The organism is Kaistia geumhonensis (assembly GCF_030815145.1).
Classification (GTDB): domain Bacteria; phylum Pseudomonadota; class Alphaproteobacteria; order Rhizobiales; family Kaistiaceae; genus Kaistia; species Kaistia geumhonensis.
The window spans coordinates 3,254,270-3,279,268 of record NZ_JAUSWJ010000001.1 but is presented as its reverse complement, the minus strand read 5'-3'; the positions used below and the strand labels follow the sequence as shown (position 1 = coordinate 3,279,268).

At 67.5% G+C, this 24,999-nt stretch carries 22 protein-coding genes; 11 read left to right on the top strand and 11 right to left on the bottom strand.

The genetic code is table 11. From position 1 onward, the window contains the following. The first annotated feature begins 97 nt into the window (after positions 1-97). The 3 genes from QO015_RS15515 (at position 98) to QO015_RS15505 (ending at position 3,550) form a co-directional block, all read left to right on the top strand. Positions 98-1,576 carry an outer membrane beta-barrel protein gene (locus tag QO015_RS15515; protein WP_266283213.1) on the top strand — a complete coding sequence of 493 codons (1,479 nt, stop codon included), beginning with the start codon at positions 98-100 and terminating at the stop codon, positions 1,574-1,576. 82 nt (positions 1,577-1,658) lie between these two features. Beyond that, a complete protein-coding gene (locus QO015_RS15510) occupies positions 1,659-2,207 on the top strand; it encodes a MarR family winged helix-turn-helix transcriptional regulator (RefSeq protein ID WP_266283215.1) in 549 nt (182 codons plus the stop codon). A gap of 134 nt (positions 2,208-2,341) precedes the next feature. Beyond that, positions 2,342-3,550, top strand: coding sequence for an MFS transporter (locus QO015_RS15505; protein WP_266283216.1), 1,209 nt, complete (start codon positions 2,342-2,344; stop codon positions 3,548-3,550). Positions 3,551-3,553: 3 nt separating this feature from the next. Here QO015_RS15505 and QO015_RS15500 read toward each other — a convergent pair whose 3' ends face one another. Next, positions 3,554-4,078 (bottom strand): TetR/AcrR family transcriptional regulator, encoded by a 525-nt coding sequence (locus tag QO015_RS15500; RefSeq protein ID WP_266283217.1) that lies wholly within the window; start codon positions 4,076-4,078, stop codon positions 3,554-3,556. A gap of 264 nt (positions 4,079-4,342) precedes the next feature. On the opposite strand from QO015_RS15500, the gene QO015_RS15495 reads away from it, so the two are divergent. The 3 genes from QO015_RS15495 to QO015_RS15485 all read left to right on the top strand — a co-directional run bounded on the left by QO015_RS15495 (position 4,343) and on the right by QO015_RS15485 (position 9,758). Then, positions 4,343-5,542: an efflux RND transporter periplasmic adaptor subunit gene (locus tag QO015_RS15495; protein ID WP_266283218.1), complete on the top strand. Its 1,200-nt coding sequence runs from the start codon at positions 4,343-4,345 to the stop codon at positions 5,540-5,542. Beyond that, positions 5,539-8,721 (top strand): efflux RND transporter permease subunit, encoded by a 3,183-nt coding sequence (locus QO015_RS15490; RefSeq protein ID WP_266283219.1) that lies wholly within the window; start codon positions 5,539-5,541, stop codon positions 8,719-8,721. Before QO015_RS15495 ends, QO015_RS15490 begins: the two co-directional genes overlap by 4 nt. Before the next feature lie 95 nt (positions 8,722-8,816). Further along, positions 8,817-9,758: an alpha/beta hydrolase family protein gene (locus tag QO015_RS15485; protein ID WP_266283220.1), complete on the top strand. Its 942-nt coding sequence runs from the start codon at positions 8,817-8,819 to the stop codon at positions 9,756-9,758. A gap of 51 nt (positions 9,759-9,809) precedes the next feature. Here the strand turns inward: QO015_RS15485 and QO015_RS15480 are convergent, their stop codons facing one another. From QO015_RS15480 to QO015_RS15460, 5 genes are read right to left on the bottom strand one after another with little or no spacing between them, the layout of a single operon-like run. Further along, on the bottom strand, positions 9,810-10,565 hold the full coding sequence (locus tag QO015_RS15480) for an SDR family oxidoreductase (RefSeq protein ID WP_266283221.1): 756 nt from the start codon (positions 10,563-10,565) through the stop codon (positions 9,810-9,812). Between the two features lie 50 nt (positions 10,566-10,615). Next, positions 10,616-11,089, bottom strand: a complete 474-nt coding sequence (locus QO015_RS15475; RefSeq protein ID WP_266283222.1) for a GNAT family N-acetyltransferase — start codon at positions 11,087-11,089, stop codon at positions 10,616-10,618. Beyond that, complete coding sequence (locus tag QO015_RS15470) at positions 11,082-11,972, bottom strand: GNAT family N-acetyltransferase (RefSeq protein WP_266283223.1); 891 nt, start codon at positions 11,970-11,972, stop codon at positions 11,082-11,084. The genes QO015_RS15475 and QO015_RS15470 overlap by 8 nt, the downstream gene beginning before the upstream one ends. Positions 11,973-12,011: 39 nt before the next feature. Continuing rightward, positions 12,012-12,305, bottom strand: coding sequence for an immunity protein CdiI family protein (locus tag QO015_RS15465; RefSeq protein WP_266283224.1), 294 nt, complete (start codon positions 12,303-12,305; stop codon positions 12,012-12,014). A gap of 7 nt (positions 12,306-12,312) precedes the next feature. After that, positions 12,313-14,106, bottom strand: a complete 1,794-nt coding sequence (locus QO015_RS15460; RefSeq protein ID WP_266283226.1) for an IlvD/Edd family dehydratase — start codon at positions 14,104-14,106, stop codon at positions 12,313-12,315. 142 nt (positions 14,107-14,248) lie between these two features. Between QO015_RS15460 and QO015_RS15455 the strand changes: the two genes are divergently transcribed. After that, the gene (locus QO015_RS15455) at positions 14,249-15,433 is read left to right on the top strand and encodes a pyridoxal phosphate-dependent aminotransferase (protein ID WP_266283227.1); all 1,185 of its coding nucleotides are present in this window, start codon (positions 14,249-14,251) and stop codon (positions 15,431-15,433) included. A 102-nt stretch (positions 15,434-15,535) separates the two neighbouring features. Here the strand turns inward: QO015_RS15455 and QO015_RS15450 are convergent, their stop codons facing one another. Then, on the bottom strand, positions 15,536-16,192 hold the full coding sequence (locus tag QO015_RS15450) for an NAD(P)-dependent oxidoreductase (RefSeq protein ID WP_266283228.1): 657 nt from the start codon (positions 16,190-16,192) through the stop codon (positions 15,536-15,538). Positions 16,193-16,262: 70 nt separating this feature from the next. After that, the gene (locus QO015_RS15445; RefSeq protein WP_266283229.1) at positions 16,263-17,105 is read right to left on the bottom strand and encodes a pirin family protein; all 843 of its coding nucleotides are present in this window, start codon (positions 17,103-17,105) and stop codon (positions 16,263-16,265) included. A 95-nt stretch (positions 17,106-17,200) separates the two neighbouring features. Between QO015_RS15445 and QO015_RS15440 the strand changes: the two genes are divergently transcribed. Then, complete coding sequence (locus tag QO015_RS15440; protein ID WP_266283230.1) at positions 17,201-18,100, top strand: LysR family transcriptional regulator; 900 nt, start codon at positions 17,201-17,203, stop codon at positions 18,098-18,100. Between the two features lie 47 nt (positions 18,101-18,147). Here the strand turns inward: QO015_RS15440 and QO015_RS15435 are convergent, their stop codons facing one another. Together QO015_RS15435 and QO015_RS15430 are read right to left on the bottom strand one after the other, a co-directional pair. Then, complete coding sequence (locus QO015_RS15435) at positions 18,148-18,963, bottom strand: tellurite resistance TerB family protein (protein ID WP_266283232.1); 816 nt, start codon at positions 18,961-18,963, stop codon at positions 18,148-18,150. A gap of 123 nt (positions 18,964-19,086) precedes the next feature. After that, entirely contained in the window at positions 19,087-19,728 is a 642-nt protein-coding gene (locus tag QO015_RS15430) for a 2-dehydro-3-deoxy-phosphogluconate aldolase (protein ID WP_266283233.1), read from the bottom strand. Positions 19,729-19,863: 135 nt separating this feature from the next. On the opposite strand from QO015_RS15430, the gene QO015_RS15425 reads away from it, so the two are divergent. Genes QO015_RS15425 through QO015_RS15415 form a run of 3 tightly spaced genes read left to right on the top strand, consistent with a single transcriptional unit; the run spans position 19,864 to position 21,750 of the window. Next, positions 19,864-20,538: an energy-coupling factor ABC transporter ATP-binding protein gene (locus tag QO015_RS15425; protein ID WP_266283235.1), complete on the top strand. Its 675-nt coding sequence runs from the start codon at positions 19,864-19,866 to the stop codon at positions 20,536-20,538. Then, entirely contained in the window at positions 20,535-21,134 is a 600-nt protein-coding gene (locus QO015_RS15420) for an energy-coupling factor transporter transmembrane component T family protein (protein WP_266283236.1), read from the top strand. Before QO015_RS15425 ends, QO015_RS15420 begins: the two co-directional genes overlap by 4 nt. Positions 21,135-21,189: 55 nt before the next feature. Continuing rightward, positions 21,190-21,750: a biotin transporter BioY gene (locus tag QO015_RS15415; protein WP_266283238.1), complete on the top strand. Its 561-nt coding sequence runs from the start codon at positions 21,190-21,192 to the stop codon at positions 21,748-21,750. Between the two features lie 51 nt (positions 21,751-21,801). On the opposite strand, the gene ileS is transcribed toward QO015_RS15415, so the two are convergent. After that, positions 21,802-24,957 (bottom strand): isoleucine--tRNA ligase, encoded by a 3,156-nt coding sequence (gene ileS / locus QO015_RS15410; RefSeq protein ID WP_266283240.1) that lies wholly within the window; start codon positions 24,955-24,957, stop codon positions 21,802-21,804. Positions 24,958-24,999 lie beyond the last annotated feature (42 nt).

The window sequence follows — 24,999 nt, the reverse complement described above, 5'->3', positions numbered from 1 at the left end:
CCTCCTGAAAACCATCTCTTAACCAAGCCTGTTTACATTTCGGAAACCATGAAACCGGGCCGCCAGAGCCCGGTCAGGCAAGGACGTCCGAAGGCCGATGCGTCCCCTCTCCCGCACCCTGCTCCACGCGGCGCTGCTCGGCATGCTCGCGCCGGTCGGGCACGCGCTTGCGCAGGGGGTGCCGGCGGGGAGCGGCCCCGGGATCGGTTTCGATACGGCCGACGACTTCTCGACCCTGCGCGGCACGGATCCGGGACAGCCGGTGGAGATCTCGCCGGTGCAGGGCATCGAGGCGATCGATGTCGGCACGCTCCGTACGACGACGACGGATGCGGCGGAGGAGTCGCAGGGCCGCGTCACCCGCCAGGCCGCCGAGCAGCCCGTCACCGGAAACGAGGAGGATGGAACGGCGAAGCGGAAGAAAACCGCCGACGCGCGCGACGAGACCGCCTATGACCCCACCGGCATCGCCGTCGGCAGTTTCACGCTGTTTCCGGCGCTCGAGCTGCGCGGCGGTTATACCTCCAACGCGGCGCAGGTCAGCACCGGCGGCCCATCCGGCCTCGTGACGCTGGCGCCGGACATCCTGCTGCAGTCGAACTGGGACCGGCACGACTTCCAGTTCCGCCTGAAGGGCGCCTACGAATACTTCACCGACACCACGGTCTCGCCCGATCCCTATCTCTATGTCGAGGCCAACGGCCGCATCGACCTGCCGCGGGACTGGGCGCTGCGCCTCAAGGCCGACTACACCTACGACACGCAGTCGACCAACCAGCTCGGCTATCCCGGCAATGTCGACAACCCGCCCGGCGTCAGCACCTATGATGGCGGCGCGACGCTCGACGGATCCGTCGGCAACACCATCCTGCAATTGCGCGGCACCGCGACCTATACCGGCTACGACCCCGTCGAGGTCGGCGACATCACGGTCACGCAGGCCTATCTGGACAACACGCTGGTCAACGGCGCCGTCCGCGTCGGCTACAAGGTCTCGCCGACGCTGGCCCCCTTCGTCGAGGCGGAGCTGTCCTCGCGCATCTTCAACCGCCCCACCGACCCGCTCGGCTACAGCCGCAATTCGAACGGGATCACGCTGAGGGGCGGCCTCGCCTATTCGGCCGACCCGATCCTCAAGGGCGAGATCGCGCTCGGCTGGCGGCATCAGCAATATGTCGATTCGCAGTTCGATTCCTTCGACCTGCCAACCATCGACGCCTCGCTGATCTGGTCACCGACGCCGCTGACGCAGGTTGCCCTGCTGGCGGCGACCTACGTCGATCCGGCCTACGACATCAACGCTTCCAGCACGATCGTCTACGATCTCGGCCTGCAAGTGCAGCGCTATATCCGCCGCAACTTCACGCTCGAGGCCGACCTTGGCTACCAGTACCAGCATTATCTCGACTTCGACGTGAACCAGGTGACCTACGAGGCTGCGCTGCAGGGCACCTGGAAGCTCAACCGCGAGGCCTGGCTGGTCGGCCGCCTGCAGCAGGAATACTTCCAGAGCGCCAGCGACGGCGGCTCCTATCCGACCACGACCGCCACGATCGGACTGCGCCTGCAGCGCTGAAGCGGCCGCGGCCTCGCCCGATGCTTTCCGATGCTTTGCCGTGTCATCAAGCGGACATGATCCTTCGGCATGGTTCCGCATCATGGCTTTCAACCATCGCAAGACCATCACCTTCCGCCTCGCGCAGACGGCCCGCGCCGCCCGCGGCCGGTCCGGCATGCATCTCGTCAGGATCGGGCTTCATCCCGGCCAGGAAAGCGTCCTGAAGGCGCTGGCCGAGCAGGACGGGCTGTCGATGAGCCAGCTGGCGCAGACCCTCTCGGTCCAGCCGCCGACCGTCACCAAGATGGTGAGCCGGCTTGCCGCACAGGGCTATGTCGAGCGTCGTGCCTCCAAGGGCGACGGCCGTCAGGCGCATGTCTTCCTCACCGCGCAGGGCAGCGAGACGATCGCCGATGTCGATCGCGGCTGGAAGCGACTCGAGAAGGAAGCGCTCGTCGGCATCGACGAGAAGGACGTTAAGCGGCTGCGAAAGCTGCTGCGCCAGATCGAGAAGAACCTCTCGGCAAGCATCGACGAGCCGGAGGAGCCAGCCGAGGACGATGGCGAGGAGCATGGCGAGGCCGGCAACCGCCGCCCTGCCGATCCCGCAGATGCCGACGCCGCCCGCGTGGAGGCCGAGCCGGCCTGAACACAGCGCATGGCGCGCATGCGCCGAAGGCACGTGCATCCGCTTCAGTGACGACCTATAACGGGGCGAAGCATCGCGGCGGCACCCCCGGTCGTCCGCCCATGCGCGCCGCTTCCGCGCCAGCCGGTTCCCGAGTGCCCGCCTCCCGCAACATTCCCGCCCGCGGCTTCGTCGCCCTCGCGATCATGGTCGCGCTGCTGAACAGCACTGCGTCGTCGCCGCTCTACGCCGTCTATCGCGAGCTCTGGTCGCTCGACACCTTCACCATCAGCGCCGTCTTCGCGACCTATGCCGGCGGCACGCTTCTGGCGCTGCTGGTGCTCGGCCGCCTCTCGGACCGCCTGCCGGACCGGCGCATCGTCATCTGCGGCGCGCTGCTCCTCGTCATCGCCGGCTCGCTCGTCTTCGGAACGGCGTCCGACCTCGAGCACCTCTTTCTCGGGCGCTTCCTGGCCGGCGCCGGCACGGGCGGCGTCGCGGGAACGGCGAGCGCGGCGCTGCTGGAGCTCGATCCGAAGCTCGACGCCCGCCGCTCGGCGACGCTCGCCACCTCGGTCTTCACCATCGCCTGCGCCCTCGGCCCGGTCATCACCTCGGCCTGCCTTGCGCTCGATCTCGATCCGCTCCGCCTCCCCTTCCTGATCGTGGCGGCGCTGTCGCTGGTCGCGCTCGCCGGCCTTGTCGCGGTGCCGTTTCCGGCGCGGCGGAGCGCCGGCAGTCCGCCGCTCTCCGCTACGGCGGCCGATGGTTCGGCGCAGCCGCCGCGGATCGCCGGCTTCGCCATCGCGGCCGCAGCCGTCTTCATCGCCTGGGCGGTCGGCTCGTGCTTCGCCGCGCTCGGTCCGAGCTTCGTGCGCGATCTGCTCGGCGCTCGCTCCGTCGCCACGGCGGGCCTGATCGTCACGGTGTTCCAACTCGTCGGGGGCATCAGCCAGATGGGTTTCGGCAGCGTCGCCTCGCCGAAGGCGCTGGTCATCGGAAGCGGCATCATCGCGGCCGCGATGGCGCTCTGCGCGCTGGCGATCGAAATCGCCGCGCCCGCGCTCTTCGTCGCAGGAACCGTGCTGGTCGGCATCGGCTATGGCGCCGCCTTCGTGGGCGCGGCCGGCGTCGTCAACCGCGTCGCGCCGCCGGACCGCCGCGCGACCTATGTCTCGGCCTTCTATGTGACGGCGTATCTCTCGAACAGCCTGCCGGTGCTGCTGCTCGGCCGCCTCTCCGACATGATCGGCCTCGCCGATGCTTTCGTGGCCCTCACCGCCTTCGCCGTCATCTCGGTGATGCTGCTGCTTCCGGCTGCCGTCCCGATCCTGAAACCCTTCGCGCGCCGGCCGGCGCGCTGATCCTCAGGCGGTCTCGGCCGGGCAGCCGAGAATGCGATCGAGCGTCGCGAAGATGCGGCCGATCTCCTCCTCGGTCAGCGGATTGGCGTCGAAGAGCTGCAGACAGCGCAGCCCCTCGACCACGAGGAAGGCGATCATCGCGATCTCGGGTTCATGCGCCCGGCGCAGACAGGCCGCGACCCGCTCATTGTGCTGCCGGATCGGGTCCAGCATTTCCGGGGTCTCGGCCATTGCGGCGAGGAAACCCTGCGCCCCGCCTGGCTTGGCGACCGGGGTCAGCAGGAAAGCCCGCATCATGCGAAGCGCCACCCCGTCCCCGTCGGCATCGGCGTCGCCCCCGCAGGCCGGGATTCCGGCCGCCGTCGCGACCGTCTCCAGATGCCGCTCGACGATCGCCTTGATGAGAGACGCTTTGGTTGGAAAGTGATAAAGTAGGCCGCCCTTCGAGACACCGGCCTGCTCGGCCACGGCCTCCAGCGACAGATGGGCTGGTCCGACGGCGTGGGCGACGGCCGTCGCCGCTTCCATGATCCGCTCGCGGGTCGCCCCGCGGGGTACTTTAGGGCTCTGTTCCAGGTCCACGCCTTCTCCTTGGCCGACGACTGTTGCCGTTCGGCAATGCAACCGCGCAATTCGATCTATTGCGGCGCAACATGTTGACTTGACCGTCCAGACGGTACACTCTTTCCGGATGCCCGATCAAGCGGCGACTGCGCTGCTGCGCGCCTGCGCCGCATGAAGGGCCGCCCGAGAGGCACAGGCTGGGCGCAAGCCCGAAACTTGGATTGGGTCATGCTGAGTAAGGTCCTGCGGATCGTCATCGCTTTTGTCCTGCTCATCATCGTCGTCGTCATCTGCGGCGCGCTGATCGGGCTGAACATGTTCTCCGACAAGGCGATGGCGCAGTTCTTCGCCAACATGCCCCGGCCGGTCGTCACCGTCTCCGCCATCGAGGTGAAGCCGACGACGTGGAGCCCCGGCATCGACGCCGTCGGCACGGTCGCGGCCTCGCAGGGCGTCGACGTCGCCGTCCAGACGGGCGGCATCGTCGAGAAGATCCTGTTCAAGGCCAACGACAAGGTCGAGGCCGGACAGCTCCTGGTGCAGATCGACGATGCGGTCGAGCGCGCCAATCTCGGGTCCGCCCAGACCTCGGTCGCGGTCGCCCAGGAGGCGCTGGCCCGCGCCCAGCAGCTGCTCGACCGCAAGGTGGGCACCATCGCTTCGCTGCAGGACGCGCAGAACAACCTGGACAAGGCCAAGGGCACGCTTCAGCAGCTCGAGGCGACCATCGACCAGAAGGCGGTGAAGGCGCCCTTCGCCGGCACGATCGGCATCGCGCGCATCGATGTCGGCCAGTATGTCCAGCCCGCGACCGTCGTTGCGACGCTCCAGAATCTCGACACGATGAAGGTCAACTTCACCGTGCCGGAGCAGCAGCTCGGCTCGCTGAAGATCGGCCAGACCGTCCAGTTCGGCATGGAAGCCGACAACCTTCCCTACAAGGGCGCGATCACCGGCATCGATCCGAAGATCGACCCGGCCTCGCGCCTCGTGAGCGTCCAGGCGGAGCTGACCAATTCCGACGGCGCGCTGCGTCCCGGCATGTTCATCCATGTGCGCATCGACCTGCCGGTCGAGAGCAACGTCCTCGCGCTGCCGCAGACGGCGGTCACGATCAGCCTCTACGGCACCTATGTCTATGTGATCGAGAAGGCGCCGCCGCCGGCTGCGAAGCCTGCCGACGCCGCCGCTGGAGATGCCGCAGCGCAGCCGGCGCCCCCGCCGCCCGAATTCGTCGCCAAGCAGGTCTTCGTAACGACCGGCCGCCGCTCGGGCGACACGATCGAGATCGTCAAGGGCGTCACGCCCGGCGAGCTGATCGCGACCTCGGGCCAGAACAAGCTTTCGCCCGGCAGCCCGGTCGCCATCGACAAGGATGGCGAGCCGCCTGAGGGCGCCGTCAAGCCGGCCGGAGCCGTGCAGCCATGAATTTCTCCGAGATCTTCATCCGCCGGCCGGTCCTCTCGACGGTCGTCAGCTTCCTCATCCTGCTCCTCGGCGCGCAGGGCATCCTCTCGATGTCCATTCGCCAGTATCCGAAGGTCGACGAGACCGTGATCACGGTCACGACGGCCTATCCAGGCGCCAGCTCGGACGTGATCCAGGGCTTCATCACCGCGACCATCACCAAGTCGGTGTCCGCGGCCGAGGGCGTCGACTATGTGACGTCCTCCTCGGCGCTCGGCCTCTCGACCGTGTCGGTGCACATGCGCCTCAACACGGATCCGGACAAGGCGCTGACCGAGGTCATCGCCAAGGTCCAGCAGGTGCGCGGCGAATTGCCGACCGAAGCCAAGGACCCGGTCATCCAGAAGGGCACTGGCTTCACCTTCGCGCTCATGTATCTCGCCGCCCGCAGCGAGACCATGAACACGCAGCAACTGACCGACTACCTGATCCGCGTCATCCAGCCTCGCTTCGCGACCGTCAACGGCGTCGCCAATGCCGAGGTGCTGGGCGCGCAGGAGTTCGCGATGCGAGTCTGGCTCGACCCGATGGCCATGGCCTCGCGCCAGGTCACGGCGACCGATGTGCTGACCGCTATCCAGAGCTCGAACTTCCTCTCCGCCCCCGGCAAGACGAAGAACGACTATTACGCCTATTCGATCGAGGCGAAGACGACGCTGCAGGACGCCGAGACTTTCGGCGCGCTGCCGATCCGCACCAATGGCGACGAGGTCGTCCGGCTGCGCGACGTCGCGCGGGTCGAACTCGCGGCCGCGTCCAACGACACGCGGGTGCGCTTCAACGGCGAGGAGGGCGTGTTCCTCGGCATCTACCAGACGCCGTCGGCCAACCCGCTCGACGTCTCGGCCGGCGTCCGCGCCGAGCTGCCGTTGATCCAGTCCTCGCTGCCCGCCGGCATGACGATCGATCTCGTCTACGACTCGACGGAGGCGATCAGTGCCTCGATCGAGGAGGTTCTGCACACGATCCTCGAGGCGGCGCTCATCGTCGTCGTCGTCATCCTCCTGTTCCTCGGCTCGTTCCGCTCGGTCATCATCCCGATCGTCACGATCCCGCTGTCGCTGGTCGGCGTCTGCTTCCTGCTCTGGGCGCTGGGCTACTCGCTGAACACGCTGACGCTGCTCGCGATGGTGCTCGCCATCGGCCTCGTGGTCGATGACGCGATCGTGGTGGTGGAGAATATCCACCGCCACATCGAGGAAGGCCTCAAGCCGATGAAGGCGGCCATCGTGGGCATGCAGGAGATCTTCTCGGCCGTTGTGTCGATGACGATCACCCTCGCCGCGGTCTACGCGCCAATCGCCTTCACGCAGGGCGTCACCGGCGCGCTGTTCCGCGAGTTTGCGCTCACGCTCGCCGGCGCGGTCATCATCTCCGGCTTCGTCGCAGTCACGGTCGCGCCCATGATGGCGGCCCGGCTGCTGAAGCCAGGCGGCGGCCGCATCCAGAAGTTCATCGACCACGTCTTCGAGGCCTTCGCGAGCTGGTATGCCCGCCGTCTCGAAGGCTCGCTCAAGGTCCGGCCGATCACGCTGATGATCGTCGCGGTTGTGCTCGGCACCGTCGTCTTCCTCTTCATGAACACGACCTCCGAGCTCGCCCCCGAGGAAGACCAGGGCGCGATGTTCGCGGTGATCAACGCGCCGCAATATGCGACCGTCGACTACACGCAGCACTATGTCGACCAGATCGCCGACCGGACCAAGGACATCGCCGAACGCGACGCCCTGTTCTCGATAGCCGGCAGCGGCAGCGCCAACTCCGCCTTCTCCGGCATGGTGCTGAAGCCCTGGGACCAGCGCACGCGCTCGCAGGCACAGGTCCAGCAGGACTTCCAGGCCCGCCTCGACAAGGTCGCAGGCGTGCAGGCCTTCGCCTTCGGCGTCCCCTCGCTGCCGGGAACCGGCGGCGGCCTGCCGATCCAGATGGTCATCCAGTCGACCGCGCCGGCCGATCGCGTCTACGAAGTAGCCGAGCAGATCAAGAACAAGGCCCAGGCCTCCGGCAAGTTCATTGTCGTGCAGAACTCGCTGTCGTTCGACACGCCGAAGGTGAACCTGACCATCGACCGCGCCCGTGCCGCCTCGCTCGGCGTCTCGGTCGCCGATATCGGCAACACGCTGACGCTGCTGGTGGGCGAGAACGGGATCTCGAAGTTCGACCGCGAGGCCCGCGCCTACGACATCATCACGCAGGTGCCGCAGCAGTTCCGCAACAACCCGGAAAGCCTCGGAACGTTCTTCGTCCGCTCGCAGTCCGGCAAGATGGTGCCGCTGTCGGCCGTCGTCTCGGTCTCGACGCAGGGCTCCGCCCCCGCGATCGAACAGTTCAACCAGCTGAACTCGGCGACGCTGTCCGCCTTGCCGGTTCCGAGCATCACCTCCGGTGCGGGCCTCGCGGCCCTGCAGGAGATCGCCAACCAGACGATGCCGCAGGGCTTCTTCCTGGAGTATGCCGGCCAGTCGCGAACCGAGATCGAGACGGGCAACACGCTGCTCATCGTGTTCGGCCTTGCCATCGTGGTGATCTATCTCGTGCTCGCGGCGCAGTTCGAGAGCTTCCGCGATCCGCTCATCATCATGATGTCGGTGCCGCTCTCGATCTTCGGCGCGGTGGCGGTGCTGAATGTCTGCTCGCGCATGGCCTTCGCCGTACCGGCGCTCTCCGGAGGCACGATCAACATCTACAGCCAGGTCGGTCTGATCACGCTGGTCGGCCTCATCACAAAGCACGGCATCCTGATGGTGGAGTTTGCCAACCAGCTTCGCGAGGAGCGCGGGCTGGACAAGCAAGCGGCGATCATCGAATCGGCGAAGGTGCGCCTCAGGCCCATCCTGATGACCACCGCGGCCATGGTGTTCGGCGTGGTGCCGCTCATCACGGCCGTGGGCGCCGGCGCCAAGGCCCGCTTCGCGATGGGTGTCGTCATCGCCGCCGGCATGTCGATCGGCACGGTGTTCACGCTGTTCGTCGTGCCGATGTTCTACACCTATCTCTCCAGCGCCCACCGCAAGCACACCGACGAGGACGACGCGGCGACGCCGACGCCGACCGAAACCCGTCTCGCCGATGGCACGCCTTCGCTGCCACCGCCGACGCCGGAGCCTCAGGCCGGCGGGGTGCCCGCCCCGGCGCATTAGGCGCGCGAATATCGAGAACGACGAAGGCCGGCCCTTGCGCCGGCCTTCCTGTTTCTGCGACGCTCGCGCTGCATCTTCACCCGAGGACTCAACGCATGTCGCGACGGCTGATCTCCGCCTTCCTTCTCGCAACCCTCGCCGCCATCCCGGCGGCCCGCGCCGACGACAGCGCCGCGCTGAAGGCGGCGTCGGCCGCCGTGCTGGCCCGCCCGGTCGGGGCGACCGAGGAGACCGTGGTGAAGATCCCGCGAGGCGAAGCGACGATCGTCGGCACGCTGGAACTGCCGAAGGGCGTCGAGAAGCCCCCGGTCGTGCTGCTCCTGCACGGCTTCACGGGCTCGCGCGACGAACTGCCGATCAAGGATACCGACGAGGGCGTCTTCTCGCGTACCGCCCGCCTTCTCGCCGAGCGCGGCGTCGGCTCGCTGCGGATCGATTTCACCGGCTCGGGCGAGAGTTCCGGCAAGTGGGAGGACGTGACGGCCCAGAGCGAGATTGCCGACGCCCTCGCAGCCTTCGACTGGCTGAAGGGCCAGCCCAATATCGACTCCGAGAAGATCCACGTGCTCGGCTGGAGCCTCGGCGGCCTCGTCGCCTCCCATGTCGCGGCCGGGCGGCCGGTGGCGAGCGCGACGCTCTGGGCGCCGGCGCAGAACCCGGCCTACAACTTCGCGCATTTCCTCGGCACCGAAGCCGTCGAGGCTGCGATCGCCGATCCGGATGCGGAGAAGGTGGTCGAGATCAAGCTGCCCTGGGGCGCGACGACCAAGCTGAAGACCAACTTCTTCAAGTCGCTGACGACGGTCGATCCGGTCGCCGCGATCGCCACCTACAAGGGACCGCTGCTCGTCATCGTCGGCACGAAGGACACCGTGGTCACCCCGCAGCCGGCGGGCGGTGAAATCTTCCTCGCCTATCACGACGGCCCGGAGAAGCTCCTCGTGCTGCCGACCGACCACGCCTTCGACGCCTTCACCGGCCCCGCCACGGTCGACACCATGGCCGGCGCGAGCCTGGCGGTCATCGAGGGCATGTGAGGATCAGCGGGCCACCGGCCGCATCCGGCACGGCGGCCCGCTTCTGATGACTTACAGCGCGAAGCCGCCATCGGCTGAATAGCACTGGCCGGTGGTGTAGCTCGCCTCGTCGGAGGCGAGATAGACGGCGAGCCACGCGATCTCCTCGGCCGTGCCGAGCCGCGCCATGGGCTGGCGGTCGACGAACTGCTGACGAATCTCCTCCACCGTCTTGCCGGTCTTCGCCGCCTGGTCGGCGATGCGGCCATCGAGCGACGGCGACTGGATGGTACCCGGCGCAATGGCGTTGACGCGGACGCCCTGGCGGATGTGGTCGGCGGCAACCGCCTTGGTGAGACCGATCACAGCCGCCTTGGACGCGCCATAGACATAGCGGTTGGGCAGGCCGCGGATCGAGCTGGCGCCCGATGCGATGTTGATGATCGAACCCGAGCCTTTTTCCAGCATGCCGGGCAGGAAGGCCCGGATGGTGCGATGCATCGACTTGACGTTGACGTCGAACGAGAAGTCCCAGTCCGCATCAGACGTCGTCAGGGCCGAGCCGTGATGCACGAAGCCGGCGCAATTGAAGAGGATGTCGACCGGGTCGACGTCCTTCGCCACCGCCTCGACCGCGGCCGTCGATGTCACGTCAAGCGGATAGACGGCCTCGATCCCGTGGGCCGGTAGATCGGCCAGAAGGTCGGCCTTGAGATCGGTCGCATAGACCGTCGCGCCCTCGGCGGCAAAGGCGATGGCGGTCGCGCGGCCGATGCCGGCGCCGGCGGCGGTGAGAAAGGCGCGCTTGCCCTTCAGGCGGTCGGTCATGTCGAGTCTCCTCCCGGGAGATGGTTCTTGGTTGAAAGAGGCAGTGAGGATCAGGCGGCCGTCGGTGCGGCCAGGATCTTCGCCATATGCACGCGGCGTCGATCACCGGCGACTTCGACCTCCTCGACGGCATAGCCTTTGCGGCCATACCAGTCGATATTGAAAACCATCCGTGCATTCGCCGTGAGACGGGCGGCGCTGCGCCCTTCCTCCGCCGCGCGCGTCTCGGCGAGCGCAAGCAGCCGATTTCCGAGCCCGGACGACTTCGCGCCCGGCGCGACGGCGATGCTGTGGATGTAGATGTCGCCCGGGCGAGCCTCGATGATCAGCGCTCCGACAATCCCGTCGACGTCCTCGGCCAGCCAGACCTCGTGCGTTGCGAGCACATGGCCGTAATCCCAGGTCAGCGGCGTCGGCGTGCCGCCGAGGATGGCGCGGTTGGGCGCATAGGCTGCCTCCTGCATAGCGACCAGAGCGTCTCGGTCGGACGCGACCGCCCGCCGCAGCAGGATCGCCTCAGGCACCGCCGAGGCCCTCGCGGATGGTGGCGAGGTCGAAGCGCTGTGTGCCGTCCTCCGCGAAGTTCTCGGGCGAGAGCCAGGCCTCGAAGGCGGCCTTCACGCGTGGCCATTCGCTGTCGAGCATCGCGAACCAGGCCGTATCGCGGTTGCGGCCCTTGACGATCATGTGCTGGCGGAAGGTGCCCTCATAGGTAAAGCCGAGGCGGAGCGCCGCCCGGCGCGAGGGCGCGTTGAGCGCGTTGCACTTCCACTCGTAGCGCCGATAACCGAGATCCTCGAAGGCGTGGCGCGCCATCAGATACATTGCCTCGGTGGCGCCGCGGGTGCGCTGAAGAGCCGGCGTATAGAGGATGTTGCCGACCTCGATCGCCCGATCGCCAGGGGCGATGCGCATATAGGTTGCGTGGCCGAGGGGCCGGCCGCTCTCGCGATCGAGGATGGTGAAGAGCAGCGGGTCGGTCTTCTCCGCGGCGACCGCGTAGTAGTCGACGAAGCTCGCGAGATCGCCGAACGGACCCTGGCCCATATAGGCCCAGAGATCGTCATGGCCGGCCACCGCCTCGAACAGCGCGGCGCTGTGCTCCTCGACGTCGAAGGGCACGACGGCGACGCTCGCGCCTTCGAGGATCGTCCGCACCGGCATGGCGGCCGGCACGGGATCGACGAGATCGCCGAGCGGCAGCGCGGCACCGCCGGTGGGCGGGCTCGTCATGGTTTCGCGCCGCTTCGGCACGGGGACGCCGCGCCGCTTCAGCTCCTGCTTGATGCTCTCGGGAATGTCACGGCATCCGCAATGCGCCGAATGCTCGAGATGCCACGCGATGCGCTCGTCGAGCGAGGCTTGCGCGGGCATCGGATTGGCGTCGTGCCAGGCCTTGTTGATCACGGTGTTCCCTCGTGGCCCCGGCCGGCCGGACGACACCGGTCAGAAGCGCGTCTCGATCTCGAAGTCCTCGCCGAGCTCGTCCTTGAGCGCCGCGGCGATCAGCTGGCCCTCGGCCCGCCAGAGCACCTCGGCTTCCGGTGTCGGAAAGGCCGTCGCCGAGGGCTCGACTTCGTCCACGACCGCGTCGAATGCGTCGCCCCAGGCCTCGATACGATCGGCGAGTTCCTCGGAGATGTCGAGGTCGTCGATATCGACGGCACGGGCGGCCCCCCGCTCCGGCACGAGCCAGAGATGGAGGCCGATCCCTTCAGGGGCGAGACGCAGACGCGGCATGGAGGTCTCAGTGGTTGTCTCGCGGGATACCCATCTCCTGCGCCACATGCTGGTACTTAACGGCCGGCTTCAGCACCATGCCCTCGTCGAACTGGTCGACGAGCGCGCGCTGGATCTCCTGCCAGGGCGTCTGGTTGCCCGGGAAGTGATAGCCGCCGTCCTTCGACAGCGCGGCCCGGCGCTCGGCCAGTTCCTCATTCGAGATGAGGATGTCGGCCGTGCCCTTGCCGAGGTCGATGCGCACCCGGTCGCCGGTCCTGAGCAGCGCCAGGCCGCCCATCGCCGCCGCCTCGGGCGAGGCGTTGAGGATCGAGGGCGAACCGGACGTGCCGGACTGGCGGCCGTCGCCGATGCAGGGCAGCGAGTGGATGCCGCGCTTGATGAGCGCCGCCGGCGGCTGCATGTTCACAACCTCGGCGCCGCCCGGATAGCCGATCGGACCGGTGCCGCGCATGAAGAGCAGCGTGAACTCGTCGATCTCCAGCGAGGGATCGTCGATGCGGTGGTGATAATCCTCGGGGCCGTCGAACACGACCGCCTTGCCCTCGAAGGCGTTCGGATCGGCTGGGTTCACGAGATAGCGGTTCCGGAACTCCTCGGAGATCACGCTCGTCTTCATGATCGCGCTGTCGAAGAGGTTGCCCTTCAGCACGATGAAGCCGGCATCCTTCACCAGCGGCTGGTCATAGGGGAGGATGACGTCCCAGTCCTCGCTCTCCTTGCCGCGGCAATTGTCGGCGAGCGTCTTGCCGTTGACCGTCACTGCCTCGCGGATCTTGCCCTTCTTGACCAGCTCGTTGACCACGGCCGGCACGCCGCCAGCGCGATGGAACTCCTCGCCGAGGTACTTTCCGGCCGGCTGCAGGTTGACGAGCAGCGGGATCTCGTAGCCGACCTCCTGCCAGTCATCCATCTTGATCGGCACGCCGGCATGCTTGGCGATGGCGTTGATGTGAATCTGCGCGTTGGTCGAGCCGCCGATCGCCGAATTGACGACGATCGCGTTCTCGATCGCTTCGCGGGTGATGATGTCGGACGGCTTCAGGTCTTCCCAGACCATCTCGACGGCGCGCTTGCCGGTGTCATAGGCGATCTGGCCGCGCTCGCGATAGGGCGCGGGGATGGCGGCGCAGCCCGGCAGGCTCATGCCGAGCGCTTCGGCCAGCGCGTTCATCGTCGAGGCCGTGCCCATGGTGTTGCAGTGGCCGACCGACGGCGCCGAGGAGGCGACGATCTCGATGAACTCGTTGTAGTCGATCTCGCCGGCGGCGAGGCGCTCGCGGCTCTTCCAGACGATCGTGCCGGAACCTGCGCGCTCACCCTTCCACCAGCCGTTCAGCATCGGGCCGCCCGAGAGGACAATCGCCGGGATGTTGACGGTGGCGGCGGCCATGATGCAGGCGGGCGTCGTCTTGTCGCAGCCCGTCGTCAGCACGACGCCGTCGAGCGGATAGCCGTAGAGCACCTCGACGAGGCCGAGATAGGCGAGATTGCGGTCGAGCGCCGCGGTCGGACGCTTGCCGGTCTCCTGGATCGGGTGGACCGGGAACTCCATCGCCAGGCCTCCGGCCGCCGTGATGCCATCGCGCACGCGCTTGGCGAGCTCGAGATGGTGGCGGTTGCAGGGCGAGAGATCGGAACCGGTCTGTGCGATGCCGATGATCGGCTTGCCCGACTGCAGCTCCTCGCGCGTCAGGCCGAAATTGAGGTAGCGCTCCAGATAGAGCGCGGTCATGCCGGGATTGTCGGGATTGTCGAACCAGGCCTGCGAACGCAGCTTCTTCGGTGTGCTAGACGACATGGTGGTGAGTCTCCCGCTTCAATCGGTTTGATTTTGGCGGGAGGATGCGCTGAAACATCATACGAAATCAACAAGCGATCATGCTGCGCCGCCAATGCCGCGTCGCCGCGTCGCAAGAGGGATCAGGGAGCAAGCGCCAGCCATGTTCAGGACCGTCGCCCAGTTCGACCGGATCGGGGAGGAGAACGCCTTCGCCGTCCTGGCGCGAGCAACCCAGCTCGCCCGCGAGGGCCGCGACATCATCAATCTGGGCATCGGCCAGCCCGACTTCCGCACGCCTGATCACATCGTCGAGGCGGCGGTGAAGGCGCTGCGCGACGGCGAGCATGGCTATACGCCGGCGACGGGAATCCTGCCGCTGCGCGAGGCGGTCGCCGCCGATGTGACGAAGCGGACCGGCGCGCCCGTCTCGCCCGACAATGTCGCCATCGTGCCCGGCGGCAAGGTGACGATGTTTGCGGCGATCCTGCTCTTCGGCGAGCCTGGCGCCGACATCCTGTATCCCGATCCCGGCTTTCCCATCTATCGCTCGATGATCGAGTTCACCGGTGCGCGTCCGGTCCCGGTTCCGATCCGCGAGGAGAACGGCTTCGCATTCTCCGCCGAGGAGACGCTGGCGCTGATCACGCCGGCGACGCGGCTCATCATCCTGAATTCGCCCGCCAATCCGACCGGCGGTGTCACGCCGAAGGCCGAGATCGACAAGCTCGTCGCCGGCCTCGCCGCCTGGCCGGACATCGCGATCCTCTCCGACGAGATCTACGGGCAGATGACCTATGACGGCCTGCCGCACACCTCGCTGATGTCCTATCCGGAGATCCGCGACCGCGTGATCCTGCTCGACGGCTGGTCCAAGACCTATGCCATGACCGGCTGGCGCATGGGCTATTCGGTCTGGCCGGCGGCGCTCATCGACAAGATCCGCAAGCTCGCGGTCAACTGCTGGTCATGTGTCAACGCGCCGGCCCAGTTCGCGGGGCTCGCGGCGCTGACAGGCCCGCAGGACGCAGTGGCCGCGATGGTGGCCGAGTTCGACCGCCGCCGCCGCGTCGTCGTCGAGGAAGCCAACAAGCTGCCCGGCATGTCCTGCGCGACGCCGAAGGGCGCGTTCTACGCGTTCCCCAACATCTCGAAGACCGGTTGGAAGGCGAAGCCGCTCGCCTCGGCACTGCTCGAACAGGCCGGCGTCGCCACCATCGGCGGCCCCGATTTCGGCGTCCATGGCGAGGGCTATATCCGCCTCTCCTACGCCAACTCGACCGAGAACATCCTGAAGGCCCTCGCCCGCATCGGCGACTTTCTGGAGAAGAACCGCAAGGTGGGTTGACCGCGCCGCTCGCGCCCAACGCTCCCATGGCAGGCCAGCCCGCATTGCTCGCGGGCTGGCAGCCAAATCGACCGAGGCCGTGTCCGAGACAATGTCGCGCTTCTAGTAGGCGACGCCGATCTGCGCCCTCTGGCGGGTAGGATGCTCGATCTCGTCGAGGACGGCGCGCGCATAGTCTACGCCGCTGATCGCCGACTTGCCGTTCTCGTCGAACAGCGCGACCTCATCGCCGATCCGGTAGCGGCCGCGATCCTCGCCCGGCTGCCAGGCGGAAAACTCCATGGCCGGAGAGACGAACAGCCAGTCGACGCCGGTGGTGTCGGCGAGGAGGTTATTCAGGACGTCGAGATTTTCCTGCGCCTCGGCGACGATCTCGGCCGGAACGCCGTCTGGGAAGCCTTCGGCCTCCAGCATGCGCGGCGCGCCCGTCGTGCGGCGCAGGCAGGAGAAGCCGCCGACCAGAATGAGGCGCGCGCCGGTATCCGCCGCCTGCTTCGCAAGATCGGCATAGACCTTGACGAGAGCGCCCCTGTTGGTCCCACGCGGCGAGAACGCCCCGACGATGACGTCGGCGTCGGCGATCGACGCGCCGGCGCCTTCGATGCCGGAGGCGACATAGGTGACGCCAGCAATCGGTTCGGGGGGGACCGATCGGCTGACCGAGGTCACCTTGTGGCCGCGCTTCGCGGCTTCCCGCGCAATCGCCGAGCCGGCATAGCCGGTCCCGCCGATGATCGTGATTCTCTTCGCTGCAGTCATGATGGAGGTCCCGATTGTGTCGTGTGTAATTGGCGGCTGACTGGTCACGGCATCTGGTGCGGGGCGCAGGCTAGACGGGCGCGAGCTGGCCCATCCCGCCCAATTGGAAGCGCTGCCGGGCGCTGCGGATGCCTTCCGCGTCGTTCATGATGAACGGCCCTTCCGCGACCACCGGCTCGTCGAGCGCCGGTCCGGTGAGCAACAGGACATGCGCGCACCCTGCGGCGGCGGTGAGCTGTATCTCTCCGGCGCCGGAGATCGCGATGGCCGTCTCCGTCGTCAGGCGATGCACCGCGCCACCGATCGCGAGGTCGAGTTCCCCGCCCAGCACATAGACGACGCTGTTGTCGCCTTCCGCGAGCGGATAGGCGACGTGGCCGGTCAGGAACACCTCAAGGATGGAATAGGGCTCGACCGGCGCGATCGGGGAACGAACGTTTCCGAAGGAACCGACGAGAACGCGGATGCGGTCCCCAGTCCCGCTCCGCCATTCCGGAACATCGCCGGGCAGCAGGTACATCGTCGTCGGATCGGCGAGCTTGTTGCGACTGCTGAGATTGACGTAGATCTGGGCGCCATGCAGTTCGGCGCCGGGCACGGCCGGCACTTCCTGATGCTGCGCGCCGCGTCCCGCCTGCAGCCAGACGATGCCGCCCGGGCCGATCTCAAGATCATTGCCGAGCGAGTCGCGGCTGCGCAGCGCGCCGGGCGAATCCTCGAACACATAGGTGATGGCCGAGAAGCCGGCATGCGGATGCGGGCCGAAGGGCTGGCCGGAGACGCGAAAGTCGTCGAGCAGCGCGAGCGGCGACGCGAGGCCGGCCATCCGCGCGAGGTCGACGGCGTTGACCGAGAAGCTGCCGCCGCTGCTGCGGCGGCGTGCTTGGACGATATCGGAGACGCGCGTTGCCATGACCCTGCCTCTTGGTTGGTGAGGCCGTTATCCTCCGTTGTCGCCCATCGTCCAATCCTCTATGTCTCGATGGAAGATATCTGGATTATCGATGGATGCTAGACGGTTTCTCCCTCGATCAGCTGCGCACTTTCGTCGCCGCCGCCGATTCCGGCAGCTTTTCCGCGGCCGGCCGGCAGCTCGGCCGGGCGCAGTCGGTGGTGAGCCAGACGATCGCCAATCTCGAAGGCCTGATCGGCGTCACCCTCTTCGACCGCGGCGCGCGCTATCCCGTCCTGACCAGGGAGGGCCGCGCGCTGCTCGAGCAGGCGCGGGCCGTCACCGGTGCCATGGACCAGTTCAAGGCGCGCGCCCGCGGCCTCTCGGGCGGTCTGGAGCCGGAGCTCAGCGTCGTCATCAATGTGTTGTTTCCGACCCCCGTGCTGACGCAAGCCGTTGCCGCCTTCCAGATGCGCTTTCCGGATACGCCGCTGCGCATTTCGGTCGAGGGGCTGGGCGCCGTTCTGGAATTGGTTCTCGACGGAACCTGCGCCTTCGGCATTCGCGGGCCGATCGGTGGAGCGCATCCCGATCTCAGCAGCGAATATCTGCTGCAGGTCGGCTATCAGATGGTCGCCGCACCGGACCATCCGCTGGCGCATTATCGCGGGCCGATCCCGACAAGGACGTTGGGGCAGTATGTGCAACTGGTCCTGTCGGATCGCTCCAAACTGACCGAGGACAAGGACTTCCGCGTCTTTGCGCCGAAGACCTGGCGCCTCTACGACCTTGGCGCCAAGCACGCGCTGCTTAAGGCGGGGCTCGGCTGGGGTGGCCTGCCGGTCGAAATGATCCGCGAAGATCTCGACCGTGGCCTGCTGGTTCCGCTCGAGATTGCCGACATGACCATCGCCTCGACGATCACCATGTCGGCGATCTACCGGACCGACGCGCCACCCGGCCCGGCCGGACGCGGTCTGATCGAGGAACTGGTCAAGGCCTCGTCACAGCCTTGACCAGATTGGGGTGCGGCCTTCGCCGTCACGCCGGTGCCCGGCCGACTTTACGCCGCGGCGCTGGCAACCGTCTGTTCGATGGCGGTCTTGAGGCCGGGCTCGATGCCGAGGCGGGCGGCGAGCATGTCGAGATAGGCCCGCTCCGCGGCGTGGTCGGGCGTGATGGCGAGGAGCGAGGCCGCATAGAGCTGGATCGCCTGCTCCTGGCCGGTCGCGAGCGATACGACGCGGTTGAAGTCGAGCGGCGCGGCCAGCTCCTTCTCGAGGAAGGCCTGCTCCTCGGCGGAAAGCCCGTTTTCCGACAGTTTGCCGAGGATTTTCTGCCGCTCCTCGTCGTCGATATGACCGTCGGCCTTCGCCGCCGCGACCATGGCGATGATGACGGCGAGCGCGCTGGCATCCTCGGGCGTCGCGGCCTGCTGCGCCACGACCGGCGGAAGTTGCGCATTGGCCGGCGCGGGCGCGGGCGCCGGAGGCGCCGAAGGGTTGTTGATCTGGTACTGCTGGTAGGCCTTGTAGGCGAGCGTCCCGAGCGCGGCGAGACCGCCCAGCGTCAGCGCATTCGAGCCGAGCTTCTTGCCGCCCTTGCCGAGCAACACCGAGGCGAGGCCGCCGGCGATCACCGTCGACATGCCGGGGTTCTTCTTGGCGTAGTCGGTCACCTGGCCGAGCACGCCGCCGAGGCCGCCCGGACCGCTGCCGCCACCCTGGCCGCCGAGGCTGCCCGCAAGGCCACCGAGGAGATCGCCAAGCCCGCCGGTGGAACCACCGCCACCGGCCGGGGCTCCCATGCCGCGCGGCACGCCGGAACGGCCGCTATCGGCGCCGAGGAACTGGTCCAGAAGCTTCTTGCCGTCGATCATGCGCGTCTCCTCTCCCCGAAGGACGTCCACAGCCTGAATGGGCGGACAAGCGCAAGGTAGGCAGCGCATCGGCCGCTCGCAAGGATGGCCGGGGAGAGAACGGGATCGGACGAGGATCGGGCGTCAGGCAGCCTTCAGCGCCACCGCCTCGGCAGCGAGCGTGGTGATCGCCGCCCAGTCGCCCGCCGCGACCGCGGCCGCCGGCGCCACCCAGGAGCCGCCGACGCAGACGACGTTCGGAAGCGCGAGATAGGTCGGCGCATTCTTGAGGCTGACGCCGCCGGTCGGGCAGAAGACGAGGCCGGGGATCGGCGAGGACAGCGCCTTCAGATAGGGCGCGCCGCCCGCCTGCTCGGCCGGGAAGAACTTGGCGGCGCCGTAGCCTTCTTCGAGAAGCGCCATCGCCTCGCTCGCCGTCGCGATGCCCGGGAGCAGCGGCACCGGCGAGCCCTTGGCATGGGCGAGGAGCTTCGGCGTCGCGCCCGGGCTGACGAGAAAGCTCGATCCGGCGGCGACCGCCGCATCGAACTGCTTCGCATCGAGGATCGTGCCGGCGCCGACATTCGCGCCCTCGACCTCGGCCTTGATGGCGCGGATGCAGTCAAGCGCGGCGGCGGTGCGGAGCGTTACCTCCAGCGCCGTCAACCCGCCGGCGACCAGCGCGCGGGCGAGCGGCACCGCCGTCTTCACGTCCTCGATGATCAGCACCGGGACGACGGGGGCAGCCTTGAGGACGGGGAGGAGCGCGGCAAGGTTCTGGGTCATGAGGCAAGGTGTAGCCAATGACGCGGCGCGACGAAAGAGGCTTCGGTGGGGGCCCGGCGGGCTTCGATTGACGCCCCGGCCAACCTTCTCTAGTGCATGCGGCATTGCAGCATCGGTGTGAGGCGCCCGAGACGCATGATCGTGCTGGATGGCGTCAGCCACGCCTTCGATGGCCGGCCGGTCCTCGCGGACCTCTCGCTCAGGCTCGCCGAGCGGCGCATTGGCGTCGTCGGCGCCAACGGCTCGGGAAAGAGCACCTTCGCCCGCCTCCTGAACGGCCTCGTCCTGCCCAGCGCCGGGCGCGTCCTTGTCGACGGCATCGACACGCGGCGCGATGCGAAGGCCGCCCGCCGCAAGGTCGGCTTCGTCTTCCAGAATCCGGACCACCAGATCGTAATGCCGATCGTGGCCGAGGATCTCGCCTTCGGCCTCAAGCCGCGCGGGTTCGGCAGGGCGGAGATCGCCGCCCGCGTCGACGCGGCGCTGGCGCGCTACGGTCTCTCCCATCTCCGCGACCGGCCGGTCCACCAGCTCTCGGGTGGCGAAAAGCAGCTGATCGCGCTTTCCGCGGTGCTCGTCCTCGAGCCCGAGCTCATCGTCATGGACGAGCCGACGACACTTCTGGACCTGCGGAACCGCAATCGCCTCGCGGACGCCGTTGCGGCGCTGCCGGAGCCGGCCGTGGTGGTCACGCACGATCTCGATTTCATCGCGACCTTCGACCGCGTGCTGATGATCGAGGATGGACGCCTCGCCGCCGACGGGCCTCCGAACGAGGTGCTGCCCTTCTACCGGGCGCGCATGCAATGACCATCGGCCTCTTTGCGCCCGGCGCCTCGGCGCTGCACCGCCTGCCGGCCGGATCGAAACTCGGCGCCCTCGTCGCCGCCTCGCTCGCGCTCTTTGCCATTCCCTCGACGATGTTCGCGCTCGCGGCGGTTCCGCTCGCGTTTGCAGTCTATCTCTCGACCGGCCTCGGCTTTCGGCGGCTCGTCGGCGAACTGCGCGGCACGGCTATGCTGCTCGCTTTCGTGTTCGTCTTTCATGTGCTGGCCGGCTCGGTGGAAGACGGCACCGCTGCCGTCGCGCGCTTCGCCGCGCTCATTCTTCTCGCGAGCGCCGTCACACTGACGACGCCCGTCTCCGAAATGGCAGCGCTGGTCGAGCGGTTGCTGGCCCCGCTCGCCCCGCTCGGCGTTAATCCGGCCAAGGTCGGGCTCGCCATCGCGCTCGCGATCCGCTTCATCCCGCTCATCGCCGAGGAATATCGCCAGATCCGCGAGGCGCAGGCGGCACGCGGGCTCCAGCGCAATCTGCTGGCGCTCGTCGTGCCGCTCGTCATCCGCACCCTGAAGGCGGCCGACGACCTCGCCGACGCCATCGAGGCGCGGGGCTACGAGGCTTGATTGCCGCCGCCATGCCGGCGCACAGTTTCTACGACCACGAAGGGGCCTTCGACCGATGACCAGAGACGTTTCCACCCGCGACATCGTCTATATCGCGCTGTTCGCGGCGCTCATGGCGGCCGTGAACCTCGTGCCGCCGATCCAGGTCGCTTTCCTGCCGGTGCCGATCACCGCCGCGACGCTCGCGGTCATGCTGGCCGGCTGCCTGATCGGCGCCAAGCGCGGCGGCTTCGCCATCCTGCTCTTCGTGCTGCTTGTGGCGCTCGGCCTGCCGCTGCTCGCCGGCGGGCGCGGCGGCCTCTCGGTGTTCTTCGGCCCGACGGCGGGCTTCATCCTCTCCTGGCCGGTCGGCGCCTATGTCACCGGCTGGCTCACCGAGAAGAACTGGCCGCGCATGAACGCCGTCTGGTTCTTCATCTTCTCGGTGATCGGCGGCATTGGCGCGGTCTATCTGATCGGCATTCCCTGGCTGGCGCTGGTCGCGAAGCTTTCGCTCTTCGACGCGGCGAAGGGCTCGCTGATCTTCGTTCCGGGCGATCTCGTGAAGGCCGTCGCCGCAGCCGCGATCGCCGAGACCGTGCGCCGCGCCTATCCGCTGATGCAGGCCGCGCGCTGACGAAAAAGGGCGGCCTCGCGGCCACCCTTATATCTTGTGCCCCTCATCGGATCAGCGCGCCAAACGGACGCCGATCGCGATGGGCTGGTCGTCCAGCACCGTCTCGGAGACATAGCCTTCCGGCACCGCATCGGTCGGCCGGAGGCTCTCGGCGAGCGTCTCGGACTTTACCGTGTCCTGATGGTCGAGGATCGCGGCCGACGCGGCGTTGGCCGCCTTCACCTCGATATGGATGCGGTCCGAGATACGGAAGCCGGCATCCTTGCGCGCCACCTGCACGAGGCGGATGAAGTCGCGCGCGATGCCCTCGCGCTCCAGCGCCGCATCGACATGCGTGTCGAGCACGACGACACCGGCCGAGCCATCGAACGGCGCCGCGTCGACACCCTCGTTGGCCTGGAACTTCAGGAAGTACTCGCCCGCCGCCAGCTCGACGCCGGCGATCGTGACGGTATCGCCCGTAAGCGTCCATTCGCCTGCCTTGGCGGCGGCGATGACGCCCTTCAGCGCCGGGCCAAGCCGCTTGCCGACCACGGGCAGGTTCGCCGTGAGCACCGGACGGCCATAGGCGGAAGGATCGTCGACGAAGCTGACCTCCTTGACGTTGACCTCGTCGGCGATGACGGCGGCGAGCGGCTCGAGCACCGCATGGCGCGGATGCGCGACGATCAGGCTCTTGAGCGGCAGCCGCGTGCGGAGGTTCTTCGCCGTCCGCAGCGCGGCCGCGGCGGAAGCGACCGACCGCGCCATGTCCATGCGCGCAACGAGCTCGACATCGGCGACCAGAGCCGACGCATCCGGCCAGTCGGCGAGATGCACACTCTCCCCGTCCATCAGGGCGCGATGGATGTGCTCCGTCAGATAAGGGAGGAACGGCGCCAGCGCGCGGCACATCGTGACGAGCACGGTGTAGAGCGTGTCATAGGCCGCCTGCTTGTCGGCATCCTTCTCGGCCTTCCAGAACCGGTCGCGCGAGCGGCGGATGAACCAGTTGTTCAGCGCCTCGATGAAGGGCGGGAACGCCGCCGTCGCACCGGCGAGGTCGAGCTTCTCCATCGCCGCTTCGATGCCGCGGATGAGATCGCCGGTCTTCGCCAGGATATAGCGGTCGAGCTCGGCCTCGGCGCTCGTCACCATGCGGCCCTTGAGACCGTCGATATTGGCATAGAGCGTGAAGAAGGAGTAGGCGTTCCAGATCGGCAGCATGACCTGCCGCACCGTCTCGGCGATGGCGCGCCCGTCCTTCGGCATCGCGAGATCGCCGCCGGAAAGGAGCGGCGAGGACACGAGATACCAGCGCAGCGCGTCGGCGCCATAAGTGTTGAAGACGTCGATCGGGTCCGGATAATTCCTGAGCCGCTTCGAGAGCTTCTGCTTGTTCTCGTCGAGCACGACGCCGTGGCAGACGCAGGAGCGGAAAGGCGCGCGGTCGAACAGCGCCGTCGACATCACCATCAGCGTGTAGAACCAGCCGCGCGTCTGCGCGACATACTCCACGATGAAGTCGCCCGGGAAGTGGTTCTCGAACCAGTCCTTGTTGTCGAACGGGTAATGCACCTGCGCGAAGGGCATCGAGCCGCTCTCGAACCAGCAGTCGAGCACGTCCTCGACGCGGCGCATCACCGACTTGCCGGTCGGATCGTCGGGGTTCGGGCGCGTCAGGTCGTCGATATAGGGCCGGTGCAGGTCATGCGGGCGCACGCCGAAGTCCCGCTCGATCTCGTCGAGCGAGCCATAGACGTCCATGCGCGGATAGTTCGGATCGTCCGACTTCCACACCGGGATCGGCGAGCCCCAGAAGCGGTTGCGGCCGATGTTCCAGTCGCGCGCATTCTCCAGCCACTTGCCGAACAGGCCGTCCTTGATGTGGTCCGGCACCCAGGTGATGCCCTGGTTGAGCTCGACCATCCGGTCCTTGAAGGCGGTGACCTTCACGTACCAGGAGCGCAGCGCCTTGTAGATCAGCGGCTGGTCGGTGCGCCAGCAATGCGGATAGTTGTGGTCGTAGGTCTCGTGGCGCAGCACCACCCCCGCCTGATGCTTCAGGTCGCGGATGATCTCCTTGTTGGCCTCGAAGACGTTCATGCCGGCATAGGGCGGCACCTCGCCGGTGAAGTTGCCGGCGAAATCGACCGGGTCCACGACCGGGATGCCCTGCTCCTGGCCGACGCGCATGTCGTCCTCGCCGAAGGCGGGGGCGATGTGCACGACGCCAGTGCCGTCGGTCATCTCGATGAAGTCGCCGCCGATGACGCGGAAGGCGCCCTCCTCACGGCGTGTCTCGAAGAAGGGGAACAGCGGCCGGTAGCTGCGGCCGACGAGCTCGGCCCCCTTCAGCTGGCCGACCTCGACGAAGCCCTCGAGTTCCTTCGCATAGTTGCCGACGAGCGGCGCGCCGAGCACGACCCGCTGGCCGGCCTTTTCGAGCACGGCATAGTCGGCCTCTGGCGCGACGGCGAGCGCCATGTTGGAGGGCAGCGTCCAGGGCGTCGTCGTCCAGGCGACGAGCCGCGTCGGCACCTCGTCCGCCGCAAGCGGATCGAGCAGGAAGCCGACCGTCAGCGCCGGGTCCTGGCGCATGCGGTAGGAATTGTCGAGGCGGGTCTCGAAATTGGACAGCGGCGTTTGCGCGGCCCAGCTATAGGGCACGACGCGGTAGCCCTCGTAGATGAGGCCCTTGTCGTGCAGTTGCTTGAACGCCCACATGACGCTCTCCATGAAGGAAAGGTCCATCGTCTTGTAGTCGTTCTTGAAATCGACCCAGCGCGCCGAACGGGTGACGTAATATTCCCAGTCCGCCGTGAACTGCTGCACCGAGGTACGGCAATGCTCGTTGAAGCGCGCCACGCCATATTTCAGGATCTCGAGCCGCCCGGAGACACCGAGTTCCTTCTCGGACTGCATCTCGGCCGGCAGGCCGTGGCAGTCCCAGCCGAAGCGGCGGTCGACCACCTTGCCGCGCATGGTCTGGTAGCGCGGCACGAGGTCCTTCACGAAGCCCGTGACGAGATGGCCGTAGTGGGGAAGCCCGTTCGCGAAGGGCGGGCCGTCATAGAAGACGAACTCGGCGGCGCCGGCCTCGCGACGCTGCTCGATCGACCGCTCGAAGGTCCGGTTCTCTTTCCACCAGGCGCCGATCGCTTCCTCGATCTTCGGGAACGAAGGCGAGGGATCGGCGGCGGGATAGACGGTCTTCGCTGCGGTCATGGCGGATGTCTTCGCTGAATGGGCGGAAATCGGCGCCTTCGA

What these genes read in the sequence shown, in the direction of transcription:
- QO015_RS15460 (WP_266283226.1), bottom strand. Translation starts at nt 14,106, where the DNA reads ATGTCGTCTAGCACACCGAAGAAGCTGCGTTCGCAGGCCTGGTTCGAC.
- QO015_RS15420 (WP_266283236.1), top strand. Translation starts at nt 20,535, where the DNA reads ATGACCATCGGCCTCTTTGCGCCCGGCGCCTCGGCGCTGCACCGCCTG.
- QO015_RS15440 (WP_266283230.1), top strand. Translation starts at nt 17,201, where the DNA reads ATGCTAGACGGTTTCTCCCTCGATCAGCTGCGCACTTTCGTCGCCGCC.
- ileS (WP_266283240.1), bottom strand. Translation starts at nt 24,957, where the DNA reads ATGACCGCAGCGAAGACCGTCTATCCCGCCGCCGATCCCTCGCCTTCG.
- QO015_RS15495 (WP_266283218.1), top strand. Translation starts at nt 4,343, where the DNA reads ATGCTGAGTAAGGTCCTGCGGATCGTCATCGCTTTTGTCCTGCTCATC.
- QO015_RS15500 (WP_266283217.1), bottom strand. Translation starts at nt 4,078, where the DNA reads ATGGAAGCGGCGACGGCCGTCGCCCACGCCGTCGGACCAGCCCATCTG.
- QO015_RS15515 (WP_266283213.1), top strand. Translation starts at nt 98, where the DNA reads ATGCGTCCCCTCTCCCGCACCCTGCTCCACGCGGCGCTGCTCGGCATG.
- QO015_RS15455 (WP_266283227.1), top strand. Translation starts at nt 14,249, where the DNA reads ATGTTCAGGACCGTCGCCCAGTTCGACCGGATCGGGGAGGAGAACGCC.
- QO015_RS15450 (WP_266283228.1), bottom strand. Translation starts at nt 16,192, where the DNA reads ATGACTGCAGCGAAGAGAATCACGATCATCGGCGGGACCGGCTATGCC.
- QO015_RS15445 (WP_266283229.1), bottom strand. Translation starts at nt 17,105, where the DNA reads ATGGCAACGCGCGTCTCCGATATCGTCCAAGCACGCCGCCGCAGCAGC.
- QO015_RS15510 (WP_266283215.1), top strand. Translation starts at nt 1,659, where the DNA reads ATGGCTTTCAACCATCGCAAGACCATCACCTTCCGCCTCGCGCAGACG.
- QO015_RS15465 (WP_266283224.1), bottom strand. Translation starts at nt 12,305, where the DNA reads ATGCCGCGTCTGCGTCTCGCCCCTGAAGGGATCGGCCTCCATCTCTGG.
- QO015_RS15430 (WP_266283233.1), bottom strand. Translation starts at nt 19,728, where the DNA reads ATGACCCAGAACCTTGCCGCGCTCCTCCCCGTCCTCAAGGCTGCCCCC.
- QO015_RS15435 (WP_266283232.1), bottom strand. Translation starts at nt 18,963, where the DNA reads ATGATCGACGGCAAGAAGCTTCTGGACCAGTTCCTCGGCGCCGATAGC.
- QO015_RS15485 (WP_266283220.1), top strand. Translation starts at nt 8,817, where the DNA reads ATGTCGCGACGGCTGATCTCCGCCTTCCTTCTCGCAACCCTCGCCGCC.
- QO015_RS15480 (WP_266283221.1), bottom strand. Translation starts at nt 10,565, where the DNA reads ATGACCGACCGCCTGAAGGGCAAGCGCGCCTTTCTCACCGCCGCCGGC.
- QO015_RS15425 (WP_266283235.1), top strand. Translation starts at nt 19,864, where the DNA reads ATGATCGTGCTGGATGGCGTCAGCCACGCCTTCGATGGCCGGCCGGTC.
- QO015_RS15415 (WP_266283238.1), top strand. Translation starts at nt 21,190, where the DNA reads ATGACCAGAGACGTTTCCACCCGCGACATCGTCTATATCGCGCTGTTC.
- QO015_RS15490 (WP_266283219.1), top strand. Translation starts at nt 5,539, where the DNA reads ATGAATTTCTCCGAGATCTTCATCCGCCGGCCGGTCCTCTCGACGGTC.